Source organism: Streptomyces sp. NPDC049597, assembly GCF_040675505.1.
Lineage (GTDB): Bacteria > Actinomycetota > Actinomycetes > Streptomycetales > Streptomycetaceae > Streptomyces.
In genome coordinates this window covers 172094-185917 of sequence record NZ_JBFAOY010000001.1, presented here as the reverse complement: position 1 = coordinate 185917, position 13824 = coordinate 172094, and the positions used below count along the sequence as shown (strand labels likewise).

Genomic DNA, 13824 nt, shown 5'->3' with positions numbered 1-13824 from the left:
ACCGACAACCACCCGCACCCCGCGGCGAAGGGCCGCGGGTGCGGGTGGTTGTCCGGCCGCCGGACCGCACCCCGCGCAGTCGTCCGGCCGCCGGGCCCGCGGCGCGCGCCGCACGCACGGGCCGGGGTGTCGGTGCGGCACGAGCGCGCCGCACCGACGGGCCGCTACGAACGAGGGCCGGTGGCCGCGTACACGCGTTCCGCCCAGCCCGCGATCTGGTCCTCGTTGAGGTGCTGTGCCAGATCGGCCTCGCTGATCATGCCCACGAGGCGCTTGTTCTCGATCACCGGCAGACGGCGGATCTGGTGGCCCTGCATCTCGCGGAGCACCTCCTCGACGTCGGCGCCCGCGTCGATCCAGCGTGGTGTGCCCTTGGCCATCTCGCCCGCCGTCACCTTCGACGGGTCGTGCCCCATGGCGACACAGCCCACCACGATGTCACGGTCGGTGAGGATGCCGCAGAGGCGTTCGTCGGCGTCCGCGATGGGCAGGGCGCCCACGTTCATCTCGCGCATCATCTGTGCGGCGCGGTCGAGGGTCTCGTGCGAGGGGATCCACTGGGCCCCCGGGTGCATGATGTCTCTGGCCGTGGTCATCGAACGTGCCTCCTGGATGCCGAAAGGCCCCGAGCCATCCCATTGTGGTTGCGCCTTCCGGCCTACGCGACCGCTGCGGCCACCGGCTCCCGGGAGCACGCGGGCCCCGGCCTCCCGGAGCACGCGGGCCCCGGCCCCCGGGAGCACGCGGGCCCCGGCCCCCAGGAGCACCCGACCACCGGCCCCCCGGCACGGCGACCACCGGCCCCCGGAGCACGCGGGCCCGGGGGCCCGTCACCCCACGCCCAGCGGCCGCCGGAGCACGCGGGCCCGTCCGTCACCACGCGGTGACGGACGTGCCCCTTTCCGTACGGGTCAGGCGAGCGGCTGGGCACCGCGCTTCTTCAGCAGGCCGACCATCAGCTCGACCTCCGAGCGCTGCGCGTCCACCATGCCCTGCGCCAGATCGCGCTCCGTGCCGACGGTGCACAGGTCCACGCAGCCCTGGGCCATCGCCACACCGCCGTTGTGGTGGTTGATCATCAGCTGGAGGTAGAAGACCTCCGCCTGCCGGCCGCTGAGCCCGCGCAGCCGCTCCAGCTCGTCCTTCGTCGCCATGCCCGGCATCAGCCGGCCGTCCTCCGCCGCGCCGTCGGCGCGGCCGGAGCCGTGTCCGCCGTGTGCGGAGCCGTGCCCGGACGAAGCGGCGTCGGTGCCCCGGTGCATCCACTCCATCGGCTCGCGGCCGGCGACGACCTTGGGCAGCTCCCACAGGTCGAGCCAGCCCAGCATCATGCCGCGCTGATTGGCCTGCGTGTTGGCGATGTCGTACGCGAGCCTGCGCACCTCCTCGTCCTTCGTCCGGTCCCGGACGATGAACGACATCTCCACCGCCTGCTGATGGTGGACCGACATGTCCCGGGCGAAGTCGGCGTCCGCCGAGTCGCCCGTGGGCGTACGGGCGGCGGACGTGTCCCCGCCGGCGGAGGCCACCACCGTGGCGGCCCCGGCGAACAGCAGCGCGAGCACGACCGCGGTGATCGCGGCCCAGTGCGTACGCGTCATGCCGCTCACTTCCCGCTCAGCCCGCCCGTGCAGGCCGCACCGGGCTCGGGCGTCTGCGGCCCCTGCACGTACTTGGTGAAGAACTGGTTCACCCGCGGGTCGTCGGCCGAGTCGACCGTGACCTGCTTGCCCCAGGCGCTCAGCATGATCGCGCCCTTCTGGTTCTTGTACGGGCTCATCAGCGAGTACGGGGTCTTCTCGACCTTCTCGCCGAGCTTCTTCACATCGGCCTCGGAGGCCCTGTCGGTGTACGTCACCCAGACCGCGCCGTGCTCCAGCGAGTGGACGGCGTTCACGTCCGGTACGGGCTCGGTGTAGACGTCGCCGTTGCAGTTCATCCACACCTGGCTGTGGTCACCGCCGACCGGCGGGGCCATCTCGTACGCCACCTGGGTCTCGACGTGGTTGCGGCCCAGCTTCTTGGCGTCCCAGGTCTTCTCGTCGGTGACCGGGGCCTTGGCCGCGGCGACCTCCTGCTCCTTCTCGTCGGACTTCTTGTCGAGCACGAAGGCGCCGAAGCCCACGAGCGAGGCGACGACGACGGTGCTGACGGTGATCGTGATGATGCGGTTGCGGCGCTCGCGGGCCTGCTCGGCGCGGCGCATCTGCTCTATTCGGGCCCGGCGCTCGTTGGTGGTGTTGCGGGAAGCCATCGTGGGGTCGTCCTTCGTGAGGTCTGGGGGTGTGTGTCGGTGCGGGAGGTGAGCGGGCGGATCTACGCCCGCAGCACCTGAAGGACGTGCAGGTCGGGGGCCCGGGGCAGGGCGCCGGTACGCGGCGGTCCGCCGCCGCCGTCCGCCGCCGCCGTGCGGGGGATCTCGGCGGCCGTGGCCTCAGGAGCGTCGAGCGGGGGAGCGGTGAGCACGGCCGGGCCCAGCACCGGCAGCAGACCGCAGTCGCCCCGGTGGTCCGGGCAGCTGAACACGGGCGAGGACGCGGGGCCGCCACCGTCGGTGGCACCGGGTGCCCGCACGGCCGCCGTCTCGTGCGCCGCCCCCTGGTGGGGCGCGGGCGCCGATGGGCTCAGGCAGATGAAGAGCGCGCCGAGCAGCGTCGCCACGGAGCTCAGCAGAGCCGTGGGACGCGCACTGCGCGAGACGCGGTCGCTCCGCGAACCCCTCATGGCCCGAGATCGTAGTAGGCGCGCGGGCGGCGCAGGCCGGATGGGGAGGGAAACCTCACGGCTCCATGGGCGGGCAACCGGCGCGAACCGCCCGAAGGCCGCGAGCGCACCGGGCGAGGGACCTCCGGGGGTACCCGTGAGGACCTTCACAGAGGGCCGGGAGGAGTGAGAGACCCCTCAGGGTCGTCTCCGGATGTGCCCTGGCCCACAATGGGCACAGCCGCCCCGCGCAACCTGCCCGAAACCCGTGAATGGCATCCTCGGGACGGGTAGGCAGGCGGCAGACAGGCGGCGGACCGCAAGGATGGGTAGGAACGCAGACATGGACAAGCAGCAGGAATTCGTGCTCCGCACGCTCGAGGAGCGCGACATCCGCTTCGTGCGCCTGTGGTTCACCGACGTGCTCGGCTTCCTCAAGTCCGTCGCCGTGGCCCCCGCCGAGCTGGAGCAGGCCTTCGACGAGGGCATCGGCTTCGACGGCTCCGCGATCGAGGGCTTCGCGCGCGTCTACGAGTCGGACATGATCGCCAAGCCGGACCCGGGCACCTTCCAGATCCTCCCCTGGCGCGCGGAGGCCCCCGGCACCGCCCGGATGTTCTGCGACATCCTCATGCCCGACGGCTCGCCGTCCTTCGCGGACCCGCGCTTCGTGCTGAAGCGCATCCTCGCCAAGACCTCCGACCTGGGCTTCACCTTCTACACCCACCCGGAGATCGAGTTCTTCCTGCTGAAGGACAAGCCGGTCGACGGCACCCGCCCGACCCCCGCGGACAGCTCCGGCTACTTCGACCACACCCCGCAGAACGTGGGCATGGACTTCCGCCGCCAGGCCATCACGATGCTGGAGTCCATGGGCATCTCGGTGGAGTTCAGCCACCACGAGGGCGCGCCGGGTCAGCAGGAGATCGACCTGCGCTACGCGGACGCGCTGTCGACGGCCGACAACATCATGACGTTCCGCCTGGTCATGAAGCAGGTCGCGCTGGAGCAGGGCGTCCAGGCCACGTTCATGCCGAAGCCGTTCTCGGAGTACCCCGGCTCCGGCATGCACACCCACCTGTCCCTCTTCGAAGGCGACCGCAACGCCTTCTACGAGTCGGGCGCCGAGTACCAGCTCTCCAAGGTCGGCCGCTCCTTCATCGCGGGCCTGCTGCGGCACGCCGCCGAGATCTCGGCCGTCACCAACCAGTGGGTCAACTCCTACAAGCGCATCTGGGGCGGCTCGGCCCGCAGCGCCGGAGCGGGCGGCGAGGCCCCCTCGTACATCTGCTGGGGCCACAACAACCGCTCCGCTCTGATCCGCGTCCCGATGTACAAGCCGGGCAAGACGGGCTCGGCCCGGATCGAGGTCCGCTCGCTGGACTCCGGCTGCAACCCGTACCTGGCGTACGCGGTCCTGCTCGCGGCGGGCCTCAAGGGCATCGAGGAGGGCTACGAGCTCCCCGCGGGCGCTGACGACGACGTGTGGGCCCTGTCGGACGCGGAGCGCCGTGCGATGGGCATCGCCCCGCTCCCGCAGAACCTGGGCGAGGCGATCGACCTGATGGAGCGCAGCGAACTCGTGGCCGAGACGCTGGGCGAGCACGTCTTCGACTTCTTCCTGCGCAACAAGAAGCAGGAGTGGGAGGAGTACCGCTCCGAGGTCACGGCCTTCGAGCTGCGCAAGAGCCTGCCGGTGCTGTAAGCACTGGTCAGCGCAGGTTTCCCGCTGATTCAGTGGGTGGGGCCGACGGTCGCGGACCGTCGGCCCCACGGCGTCTCACCGGCCCTGGGCCGTCTCTGGGCCGTCCGGCGCGGGACCGGTGCCCTCGTACAGGCCGTCCACGGCTTTCCGGGCCCGTGCGCCTGCTCGCGCTCGGCGCTCCACGGCACAAAACGGCCACTTCCCGTGGCCGGGGGACGAACCGACTGCGCACGGCACGGGTTCTCCGGCAGGTGGCCATCGTCCACCGCCGCGTTACGGACCGTCGACACGATGTTGCAGATCACGCGCCGGTACGACGACGCAGGGACGGCCCGTTCCAGTTCGCTGAGCGAATCCCGGATGTGCTCCAGCTTGAGCGAGCCGAGCGGCCGCGGACCCAGGTAGGGATGGCGTGGCCGCGAATCGCGGGCTCCACCGACTCTCGCGTGGTCATGTCGGTTGTCTGCGTGGTCAGCCACTTCTCGGCGGGCCCGGCGACCCCGACGCCAGCCGCAACGGCACCCACGTGCGCATCGTGGGCGGCACTGGATCGGGCAAGCGCGAGACCGCCTCAACCTGCAGACGGAGATCCTGTCTCGGCGGGATGTGCTGCTGCCGCTCTCGGATCCGAAGATGTTCCAGGACTTCCGCCCGCTGCTGCCGGCATCTACTGGGCAGCTGGCGATCCGCGCCGCATCTCCCTCTATCTAACGACCCATGGCTGGATCTCGCGCGAGGAGCCCGGCGGCACTTTGTGGGTCGCTCAGGACGAAGCTTACGAAGTGTTCGTCCCCCGTCATCGCCGAATGCGGGGCTACCTATCCCACGTTGGGACCCTACTGAAGACGCTGTCTATCGCGAAGGGCGTAGTGAGGCGAAGAGTTCGCGCCAGGGCGAGCTGGTGCGGTACTTCCACGCGATGGCCTCGAGCGTGCGGCGGTGGTCGGCCGACGCCGTCCGCAAACCGGATCGGTCGGCATCAGCGGTTCGATCCGCTCCCACATCGCATCAGATCGGGCCCGTGCACGGCGTGCTCCTGCGACAACGACGAGTCTTCTTGCACCGTCCGCGGACAACTTGCGTGCGCCGCCTGTGCGCTCCCCTGCACCTCTTGTTTTCACGTGTGCTTGTCGGAAGGCTGCGTACAGCGCCCTTGTGGTCCCCTCCACATGAGCCGGGCGGATAGGACGCGGACGGGAGCGGTGATGCAAGCACCTGAAGATCGGACGTCCGCGAAGGAGCGGCGGGCGATATTCATTTCTTATCGACGTTCGGACTCGGCTCCGTGGACCGGGCGACTCGCTGCCGACCTGCGGAGGTATTTCGGGAAGGAATGTGTCTATCTGGACATCGATTCGAACCTGCCCGCCCGGGACTACGTAGTGGAGTTGGAGCGGGCGTTAGTCGCGTCTCGCGCGGTGATCGCGGTCTTAGGGCCTGACTGGCTGAGTAGCTCGAATGACCAGGGGCAGCGGCGGCTGGATGACTCGGCCGACCTGGTACGCGTTGAGTTGGAGACTGCTCTCCGGCACGGCAAAGCTCTCATACCGGTGCTCGTCGGAGGGGCGGTGATGCCACCTGGGCATGAACTACCTCCCTCGCTCGAGACACTTTCACGCCTGCAAGCCGTCAGACTCGCTGATTCGGACTGGCCATACGACTTCGGCCGGCTCCTGGAGACGCTTGAGGGGCACGGGGTATTTCCCGCCTCTGAAGCAGACACAGCTTCTCCCGGCGAGCCGACGCTCCTGACCACCAGGCGCTACGAGCGCCGGTTGCAGGCTTCCCGGCGTCGGGCATTCGACGCGCTGACGGGAGCCGTCGAGTTGCTGCGTTACCCAATCATTGAGGTGAGGCCGGAAGCTGCGATGGTGACCTTCAACGCTCGCCGCGGCGGCGCGGTTTCCGCGGAGGTGGTCGACGCCGATCCGGGTCATTCCACCGTGGTGTTGAAGCTGCCATCTGTCAAGACCGGGGCGGTTGCCGGCGTTTCTGTCGGTCTGGCGATTCTTACCAACGGCGTCTCTCTGGCAGCCGTACCTGCCCTGCTGGCCTGGCAGCGGCGTTTCGCCGTCGGCTTTTTCGACAATGTTGAGGGCGTCTTGGAGGGGCGCGGGGTCGGCGAGGACTCTTCGCTGCTGCCGGGCGTCCATGCGTGGCGCAACAGGCGCCGAGAAGTCTGAGAGCCGTCGTCCCTACCGAGCGAATGGGCGGCGTCGAACACGAAGGCCGGTGTCCCGTTGAGATGGCGCTTCCTCAGGTTCGTCCGGGAGGTCGGTCTGCTGTTGGCCGCTCTGCTGTTCGTCCCTCCTCTCGTCTACGTCCTTCTCGACCAGCAGGCCGGGAGTGAGAAGGTGCTCGAATCGGTCGCCGGGATCTGGGGTGTTACCGTCCTACCGGTTTTCGCCCTCGGCTTGGGTAGTGGCCTGCGGTGGTGGTTGCGGTACAAGCGGCTCCGCGAGAGCCTGGACTGCGCCCAGGTCATCGACTCTGTACTCGCGTCGGATGCCTCGTACTGTCTGATGCTGCGGACATTCGGCGGTGATGGCAAAGTGCTACTCCCCACCCATCCCCAAATCGGCTTGTGGTCACCTGCCTTGACCTTGGAGCAGGTGACGGCGCGGGCTCTGTTGCGTCATCAGGACATGTCGGCGTACTCGTTGGTGGATGCCGCTGTGCGGTATTCGCCGCCTGGTCCGGTCTACCTGCGTTCACCCGACGAGGACTGGCAGGATCATGTTGCCGCACTAGTAGGGAAAGCCGCGCATATCGTGCTGCTGCTCGCGCCAGGGCGCGAGATGCGTCCGTCCCTCGCGTGGGAGATCGAGTTGATCCGCAGATGCGGCCTCCAGCACCGCGTGACGATTGTTTTCCCACCCTGTGGCAGGAAGGGTACATACGACCCGTCGCATCTGACCGCACGCAACAACGCTGAGCAGATCCTGGCGATGCTGGAGTTGACCTCCGTCGATGTGCGGTCCGCGGCGAAATTGATGCACCATGCGTTGGTCGTGCGAATTCTGGAGGAAAAGGAGGACCAGCGGCGGACCGTTCACGCGGTCAAGGTGTGGTCGACCGTCCTGACTCCTCGGGGCATCATCGCAACGAAGCTGTACGACCGCGCTCTCGCGCAGAGTCTGATCGCGTCCCGCGAACCCTAGGGACTGCTTGGTGTTACTGCCTTGTCGAGCCCGGTGGCCAGATGACGCGGACGTCCGTACCTTGCTGCCGGGCATAGGCCACGATATCGGCGGTGCCGCCTTTTCCGCCCGCCGGCCTGCCGTCCCAGACTGCCAGCAGGATATCGCTCTGATCAGCTACCTCCTGCCCTGCGGCCAAATATGCGTCTTCACCAGCCGTGGAAAAGTCCAGCTCTGAGCGGGAGGTGGCAATCTGGAGTAGAGAATTGTAGGCCGATCGCGCTTCGTTGCTTTGGAAGCTGTTTTCGTAATCGCTACTCGGGATGACAACATGCAACTGTCCTCCGCGGGCAAGCATGGCCAGCGCGAAAGCCTGATCTGCCCCCTCTGCGAGGCACGTCACCCCCAAGATTTCTTCCTCCATGTCGCTTAGCTCGGCCAGCATGGCTTCCACGACATGCCGCCGTGTGGCGACGCTCAACGTCTGGTGTCCGGTACACCCGATGCGTCTCATAGCACCTTCCGTTTCGCTAGCTTCCAGAAGTACTGGCCCATGGGAGTCAAGTAAACCTCTCCGCTTTCCATGGCTACCCAGTAGTGATCACGTTGACCGTCCGTGGTGACAAGGTTGGCGTTGCGCAGCCGCCCGAAATAGTCGAATTGCTGCTGTTTTGGAGTGCCTGAAGTTCCACGAGGCAGAGGTCTCCCTTCGCCCTCGTGCTCCGGGCTCAGACGTACTCGACTGTCTGCCTCAGGAAAGTGTTCGGGCAACTTTCGCAGCATGGCGGCGTCCAGCCATGGGGGACCGATGCGCAGGACAACGGGCTCGGTCACGTTCGCCTTGAAGACCGGGCGCTGCTGCCACGCGTCAAAGGCTGGGCTTATGTATCCGTAAAGGCTGAGCGCAGTGACCTTTCCCAGGTGGTCGGTGGCTCCTCCTTCGAGTCCGTCAAGGAGGACGCGGGTAAAGGCGCCGTGTCCGTCTGCCTCCTGCGATGTCTCGATTCCGCGGCTTGCGGCCAGGATGGTGACGTTCTCCCGCAGAATGCTCTTGTTGAGGCGGAAGTTCTCTGCAACTGCTGCGGCTTGCTGCCCTGGTGTATTTCCCAGATCTCCGCTGAAGCAACAGTCGAGTATCAATGTGACACTGCGGGCAGGTGAATCGTTGGCCAGGGTGATCAGGTCATTCATCGATACGCCCAGCGTATGGTCTGTAGCGTCCTGGGTAACCAGATCGGCGCCCCAGGGCGTCTGCGCCCCGTGGCCGGCGAAGAAGAAGAGTAAATCCGTGTCACGAGCACTGGCGAACAGTTGGGTGAGGGCGTGACGCAGACCGTCCCGCGTTACCTCAGGACCGCCCTCCTTTCCTGTGATCAATTGAGTGCGCCAGTTCGGGCTGCCATCAGCGTTGGCAGAAAGCAGCTTGTCGAGCGCTCTCGCATCTGCGACGCAACCCCCGAGGGATTGACCGTCCGGGTAGTGGTCAATGCCTACGATGATGGCCCGCTTCACGCGTTCTTGCCCTCGCCCATCATTTGCCGCACCGCCAGAGCGATGAGTTCCCACTTCCATGCGATGGTGCGGCTCCGCGGCAGGCCGACAGGCAGTGGGCTGCTGGGTCCGGCGCCGTCGACATAGACACCGAAGGCGGGGACCAGCAGTTCCTTGGCCATGGCGATCTCCTTGGCTACACCCGTGGCCGTCGCCATGTGCTGGCCCACCAGAACGATGCACATGTGGGTGTTTGCGATCTTCTTCTTGATGAGGGCTTCCCACTGGCTTTGGGGCAGCGAGGTCTTGCTCGACCAGTCTTCGACGGTGAACGGCGCGGGTGAGTCGCTCACCGCCTGGCCTGCGAACATCTTCTTCTGAAGCTCGTTGTGATCAAAGTCGAAGCTGAGGAACGCGCGCGGATTTGCCATCGTCTTCCTTGCTCCCGAGCAGGACCGGTGAAGCCTCACACTAGGCGACAGGTCTGACAGCGCGGTGGTGTTTTGTGACTTTGAGCTGCCCGGGGGAACCGCTGGCTACCAGGCGTGATACGCGGCTTCCACGTTTCGGCCTCGCCCCTCGATGGGGCATCTGCAGCTCTGTAGGGTCTTCGCAGGGAAGATCCTGAGCGTTGTCGCGACAATCGCCAGGATGTGTATGTCCGGGAAGGATGCGCCATGGTCGATTCGCCCAATACGCCCGGTTCAGGCGGCCAACCGCAGACGAAGCCGTCGGGTTCATCCGATACGCGTGGTCACAAACCTACGAGGCAGCCGGGGCGGACCCCTGCGTCGCCGCCTCCCCCGCCTCCTGCTCAGGGTCGGGGTAACTGACGAACATGGTCACGATCCGGCGGGCCGAGATGCATGCCGCCCCCCATGGGAAGTGCTGTACCTCGGTCGCGCCGGGCGCGCGATACTTCAACGGTTCCACCAGCACCAGATCCCTGTCTGGGGAGTCGTCTGAGCTGACGTTGAACGACGCCTGCCGCCCCTCGATGTAGGAGCCGTCTTCCAGAACGCAGCCGACGATGGGGTCTTCTCCGGGATACCAGCGGTCGAACATGACCCACCATGCCGACATGATGGATGCGTGGGGTCGCTTCCCTGTGACGGCCGCGGCCGCGGCCGCCAGAGCACATGAGAACAGCAATAGACCGGCGGCCCACCAGCCAAGTTGGACATATTGATCGCGCGCGTAGCTACCGCCTTCGCGCACGAGGCGACCGACGTCCGGCGTCAGACTGGGCATGAGGCCGCGCGCTGCCGCGAAAAGCGCGAGTGTCACCAGTTCGGTGAGAACGCTGCAGAACACCACGGTTCCGGTCTCCCGGAAGGGCGTAGGCCGACGCTCGCTGCCCTGACGCTCGCGGACGACGACGAACGTCAGTCCTGGCAGTAGCAGGACGACCAGCAGCATGAGACCGGTGAACGTAGTGGGCACGGCGGGCCCTTCCTGCCGTAGACGAACAACGACAGTCGGACACCGTACAAGCTCACATGTGCGGTGAGGACTGCCACTGGGAGAGGCGACTGCCGTCAAAGAGTGCCGTCAAAACGGCCCGGAGCATGATCGGTCGGGGGCGTTTGTGCTGGTGCCCCCGGCAGGATTCGAACCTGTACACCCGCTTTTGGAGAGAGGCTGGGGGATCTGCGGGATGAGCTGGGGCTTCGCCAGCCGAGGAAGCAGGCGGCTACTCGACCGCGGGCACCCTGTGGCTGACCCCTGCATCTGGCACGGTTGTGGCACGAACCCCAGCCGACGACAGTCAGCTTCGACGGTGGGTGCGTCGGCCGATCAGGCGCACCTGTGGCTCGCTGCACCCCCACCATACGAGTGCGGATACGTTCATTTACCACCTTCGTGCGGTGTCGGCTTACTTGTCGCATGTCGATGTCCGAGCAAGAGCCCCACTCCGGTGTGACGCGCTACGTGTTACGGCGCTCAGGGGGCACCGGGGTGTGGTACGCCGTCGTGATCTTTGTCGCTTTCTGCGCCCTTTTCAGGGGGTTCGCCGCCGTCGGACTGGTGCTCGACGGGGGGTTTCACTGGAGGATGGCGCTCTGGTCTCTCGCCTGGTTTGCCGTCGCCGCGTTCGGGCTGTCGGTGGCCGGGCCGATCGGAGTGACCTTCGCGATGCGTATCCAACCCGTCCTGGGCTCGCCGGCGGACCTCCCGACCATGACGTTCGTCCTGTACCTGCGCTCTTTCGGGATCGACCGGGAACTCGCCGATCCGAGGAGGGCGTTGGGCGCGAGATTCTGGCTGTCGAACGGGGAAATCCTGGGCCATAACGTCCACAACGCCGCGGCCACCGAAGAAGAGAAGGTCGCTAGATTCTTCCGCCGCTTCGGCAAATTGTTTGCGATCGGCCACCCCGGCGACAAATACCCGCTACCCGGTATTGATCGGTCTTACCTCAAAACGGATGAATGGAAATCCGAGGTGAGCGAACTGATCCGACGTGCACGCCTGGTTCTCCTGGTGGCCGGAACCTCGCATGAAAAGGAATCCGCACAGGGCACGCTATGGGAGTTCATGGAGGCCGTGAAGACCCTGCCGCCGGCCCGTCTGCTCCTTCTGGTGTGCACGGGACCGGACGCGTACCACCGATTCCGCGACGCCGCCGCGGAATATTTCGCCCAGCGGGGTGAGGAGTTGCGCCGGGAAGGGGTGGCGTCGTCACGTATGCCGGCACTGCCGGACTATCCGCCCCTGCGGTCGCCGCGGCTGCGGAGAGGGCGACATCCGCTGCGCGGGGTGATCAGGTTCGCCGACGACTGGACCCCGGAGTTCGTGCTGTTCGACCCGACCGGCGAGCGCGGCCGGACCGCTCGGCGCAGATGGCGCGCCACGGTCAGGGCGCAGGTGGACCCACTCCTGGAGCGGCTGGAGGAACGACTGCCGGGCCAGGCCGTGCAGCCTGACACCTTTCGCCGCGGATTCGTACTGGCCTTGGCCGCGATGGCCGCTTCGACGATCATGGTGCCGATCTACGTCATGAGACATGATCCGGTCACCGTGCGCGGCGCGGTCCTCGCCCTTGCGGTGCTGCTCGCTGTGGGATTCATACGAACATTCGTGTCGCTGGAGCGAAACAGAGTCGCGCACGATGTCAGGGTTCTGGTGACCCCCGAGGAGCAGAGAGCATACCATGCCGGGTACTCGGCCCAGTCGTGGCTGGAGAAATTGAGTGACGAGTTCGCCTTCTTTGCCGCCGACATCTTTTTCTGCGTCTTCTGGGGCGCGCTGTGCGGCACGCTCGCCCAGGTCGCCGTCTTGCATCGACTGCAGCACGTCGATGACCGCTATGCGGTGGTCGGAGCTGCATTGGGCGGCCTGTTCGGATTCTTTCGGCAGTTGAGGAGGAGCTCCTATCGTGTCCATCGCGCGTTACGGTCGAAGCCGGTGCAGCTCAGGTCCGCCATTGTCGCCGCCCTCCTCTGGCTCAGCGTCCTGGGCGCCACGGGCGGCGGTCTGATTATTGCTCGCGTCAGCCATCATGCCTATATCGGTATTTATGCTGCGGTGCTGATCGGCGTGCCGTGCATCTCTCTGTGGACGAAGCTCCGCATGCCGCACGCCCCCGCGCCCTGACTCCCGGTAGCCGGTGCGCCCCGGGGAGCCGTGCCGCCTACCTGGACTTATGTACGCCCGGCGCCGTCACGTGTACTTCGCCATGATGGGGACTGCATCGGCCTCTTCGTCTTGGCCTGGGGAGCCGTGCGCATTTGGTCTGTCCCCGCCCCCGTGGGCATGTGTGGTGTGGTCATGATCATCCCCCCGGCTCGCCGCGATGGTCGCCAACCGCCTGCCCTCCCGCCTCTTCAACATCAACGCCGCAACTGCTCGCCTGGGCCCGCACCCTGCTGCTGGAAGGTGAACTGGCCACCGCGGAGCCGAAAAGGCTCCGCTACCGGCTTCTGCACACCGCCGCCCGCATCACCCGCGGCGGACGCCGTCTGCGCTTGCGCGTCTCCGCGACCTGGCCCTGGCGACAGGAGCTGACCAGCGCATTCGCCAGCCTGGCGGCCCTGCCTCTCCCGGCTACCTGACAGCAACGTCGTCCCCGGCCGCCCCCGACATGGAAACCTGGAGCACCCGGCCCGCGCGTCGGGCCCCACGAGTTCGACCCGGGCCGTCGTCACTTCCCTGCGCAACAAGAAGCAGGAGTGGGAGGAGTACCGCTCCGAGGTCACGGCCTTCGAGCTGCGCAAGAGCCTGCCGGTGCTGTAGGACCTCCGGCGGATCCTCGGTGCTTTCCCGGCGGCTCCCGGCCGCCGGGCTTGCGGGGACCGGGCCGTTCCTCCTGCGGATGCGAAGTCCGCGGCGTGCCGTGACCCTGGGAGGGATGGGGGACCCTGCGTCGAGGAGGAAACCTCATGTCCATGATGGACAAGATCAAGAGCATGCTCAAAGGCCACCCCGAGCAGACGAACCAGGGCATCGAGAGGGCCGGCGACTACGTGGACGAGAGGACCAGGGGCAAGCACAGGCGCCACGTGGACACGGGACAGGACAAGATGAGGGAGCAGTTCGGCGGCGGCGAGGGCGGCCGGCCCGCCCCCGGCCCCGACCGCGGCCCGGACGAGCCGCCGCGGGCCTGACATCTCACCGGCCGGCCCGGGCCGGGGGTGTGCGCCCCGGCCCGGGCCGCCGTGTGCCGGGGGCCGTCAGGGACCGGTGAGGCGCTCCCTCACGGTCCCGGTGCCGGTCACGTCGCCGATCAGAGGAAAGCCGAGCGCCTCAGATCGACCGGTACGGGGCCGTGCGGACGGTCGGTCG

The 13824-nt window shown here is 67.1% G+C and carries 13 protein-coding genes and 4 pseudogenes; 8 read left to right on the top strand and 9 right to left on the bottom strand.

The annotated features are described in order from the left end of the window. Positions 1-164 precede the first annotated feature (164 nt). From AB0K02_RS00840 to AB0K02_RS00825, 4 genes are all read right to left on the bottom strand, one after another. Positions 165-596, bottom strand: coding sequence for a CBS domain-containing protein (locus AB0K02_RS00840; protein WP_365990181.1), 432 nt, complete (start codon positions 594-596; stop codon positions 165-167). Positions 597-911: 315 nt separating this feature from the next. Further along, on the bottom strand, positions 912-1601 hold the full coding sequence (locus tag AB0K02_RS00835) for a DUF305 domain-containing protein (RefSeq protein WP_365990180.1): 690 nt from the start codon (positions 1599-1601) through the stop codon (positions 912-914). Positions 1602-1606: 5 nt separating this feature from the next. Next, positions 1607-2254, bottom strand: a complete 648-nt coding sequence (locus AB0K02_RS00830) for a DUF3105 domain-containing protein (protein WP_365990179.1) — start codon at positions 2252-2254, stop codon at positions 1607-1609. Between the two features lie 62 nt (positions 2255-2316). Beyond that, positions 2317-2724: a hypothetical protein gene (locus tag AB0K02_RS00825; RefSeq protein WP_365990178.1), complete on the bottom strand. Its 408-nt coding sequence runs from the start codon at positions 2722-2724 to the stop codon at positions 2317-2319. Between the two features lie 322 nt (positions 2725-3046). Here AB0K02_RS00825 and AB0K02_RS00820 point away from each other — a divergent pair, with 322 nt between their 5' ends. Both AB0K02_RS00820 and AB0K02_RS00815 read left to right on the top strand, forming a co-directional pair. Beyond that, complete coding sequence (locus AB0K02_RS00820) at positions 3047-4408, top strand: glutamine synthetase family protein (RefSeq protein ID WP_365990177.1); 1362 nt, start codon at positions 3047-3049, stop codon at positions 4406-4408. A 469-nt stretch (positions 4409-4877) separates the two neighbouring features. Beyond that, positions 4878-5071, top strand: a pseudogene (locus AB0K02_RS00815) (sporulation protein SsgA); the annotation flags it as partial. A 216-nt stretch (positions 5072-5287) separates the two neighbouring features. Here AB0K02_RS00815 and AB0K02_RS00810 read toward each other — a convergent pair. Continuing rightward, positions 5288-5412 (bottom strand): annotated as a pseudogene (locus tag AB0K02_RS00810) (transposase); the annotation flags it as partial. Between the two features lie 201 nt (positions 5413-5613). Between AB0K02_RS00810 and AB0K02_RS00805 the strand changes: the two are divergent. After that, entirely contained in the window at positions 5614-6591 is a 978-nt protein-coding gene (locus AB0K02_RS00805; RefSeq protein WP_365990176.1) for a toll/interleukin-1 receptor domain-containing protein, read from the top strand. Positions 6592-6693: 102 nt separating this feature from the next. Next, complete coding sequence (locus AB0K02_RS00800; protein ID WP_365990175.1) at positions 6694-7569, top strand: hypothetical protein; 876 nt, start codon at positions 6694-6696, stop codon at positions 7567-7569. A 13-nt stretch (positions 7570-7582) separates the two neighbouring features. Here the strand turns inward: AB0K02_RS00800 and AB0K02_RS00795 are convergent, their stop codons facing one another. The 4 genes from AB0K02_RS00795 to AB0K02_RS00780 form a co-directional block, all read right to left on the bottom strand. After that, positions 7583-8002, bottom strand: a complete 420-nt coding sequence (locus AB0K02_RS00795) for a hypothetical protein (protein ID WP_365990174.1) — start codon at positions 8000-8002, stop codon at positions 7583-7585. A gap of 56 nt (positions 8003-8058) precedes the next feature. Beyond that, a complete protein-coding gene (locus tag AB0K02_RS00790; RefSeq protein ID WP_365990173.1) occupies positions 8059-9060 on the bottom strand; it encodes a caspase family protein in 1002 nt (333 codons plus the stop codon). Beyond that, on the bottom strand, positions 9057-9470 hold the full coding sequence (locus tag AB0K02_RS00785) for a TIR domain-containing protein (RefSeq protein ID WP_365990172.1): 414 nt from the start codon (positions 9468-9470) through the stop codon (positions 9057-9059). Before AB0K02_RS00785 ends, AB0K02_RS00790 begins: the two co-directional genes overlap by 4 nt. A gap of 331 nt (positions 9471-9801) precedes the next feature. After that, positions 9802-10482: a DUF6338 family protein gene (locus AB0K02_RS00780; protein ID WP_365990171.1), complete on the bottom strand. Its 681-nt coding sequence runs from the start codon at positions 10480-10482 to the stop codon at positions 9802-9804. 444 nt (positions 10483-10926) lie between these two features. Here AB0K02_RS00780 and AB0K02_RS00775 point away from each other — a divergent pair, with 444 nt between their 5' ends. The 4 genes and pseudogenes from AB0K02_RS00775 (at position 10927) to AB0K02_RS00760 (ending at position 13646) form a co-directional block, all read left to right on the top strand. Next, the gene (locus AB0K02_RS00775; protein ID WP_365990170.1) at positions 10927-12636 is read left to right on the top strand and encodes a hypothetical protein; all 1710 of its coding nucleotides are present in this window, start codon (positions 10927-10929) and stop codon (positions 12634-12636) included. A 49-nt stretch (positions 12637-12685) separates the two neighbouring features. After that, positions 12686-12825 (top strand): annotated as a pseudogene (locus tag AB0K02_RS00770) (DUF3099 domain-containing protein); the annotation flags it as partial. Positions 12826-12884: 59 nt separating this feature from the next. Further along, positions 12885-13094 (top strand): annotated as a pseudogene (locus tag AB0K02_RS00765) (transposase); the annotation flags it as partial. Positions 13095-13421: 327 nt separating this feature from the next. Continuing rightward, positions 13422-13646: an antitoxin gene (locus AB0K02_RS00760; RefSeq protein ID WP_365990169.1), complete on the top strand. Its 225-nt coding sequence runs from the start codon at positions 13422-13424 to the stop codon at positions 13644-13646. The last annotated feature ends 178 nt before the right edge of the window (positions 13647-13824 follow it).

Bases quoted from the DNA above. Each gene is read 5' to 3' on its own strand.
- AB0K02_RS00840 (WP_365990181.1), bottom strand. From the start codon at position 596: ATGACCACGGCCAGAGACATCATGCACCCGGGGGCCCAGTGGATCCCC.
- AB0K02_RS00835 (WP_365990180.1), bottom strand. From the start codon at position 1,601: ATGACGCGTACGCACTGGGCCGCGATCACCGCGGTCGTGCTCGCGCTG.
- AB0K02_RS00830 (WP_365990179.1), bottom strand. From the start codon at position 2,254: ATGGCTTCCCGCAACACCACCAACGAGCGCCGGGCCCGAATAGAGCAG.
- AB0K02_RS00825 (WP_365990178.1), bottom strand. From the start codon at position 2,724: ATGAGGGGTTCGCGGAGCGACCGCGTCTCGCGCAGTGCGCGTCCCACG.
- AB0K02_RS00820 (WP_365990177.1), top strand. From the start codon at position 3,047: ATGGACAAGCAGCAGGAATTCGTGCTCCGCACGCTCGAGGAGCGCGAC.
- AB0K02_RS00805 (WP_365990176.1), top strand. From the start codon at position 5,614: ATGCAAGCACCTGAAGATCGGACGTCCGCGAAGGAGCGGCGGGCGATA.
- AB0K02_RS00785 (WP_365990172.1), bottom strand. From the start codon at position 9,470: ATGGCAAATCCGCGCGCGTTCCTCAGCTTCGACTTTGATCACAACGAG.
- AB0K02_RS00775 (WP_365990170.1), top strand. From the start codon at position 10,927: ATGTCGATGTCCGAGCAAGAGCCCCACTCCGGTGTGACGCGCTACGTG.
- AB0K02_RS00760 (WP_365990169.1), top strand. From the start codon at position 13,422: ATGTCCATGATGGACAAGATCAAGAGCATGCTCAAAGGCCACCCCGAG.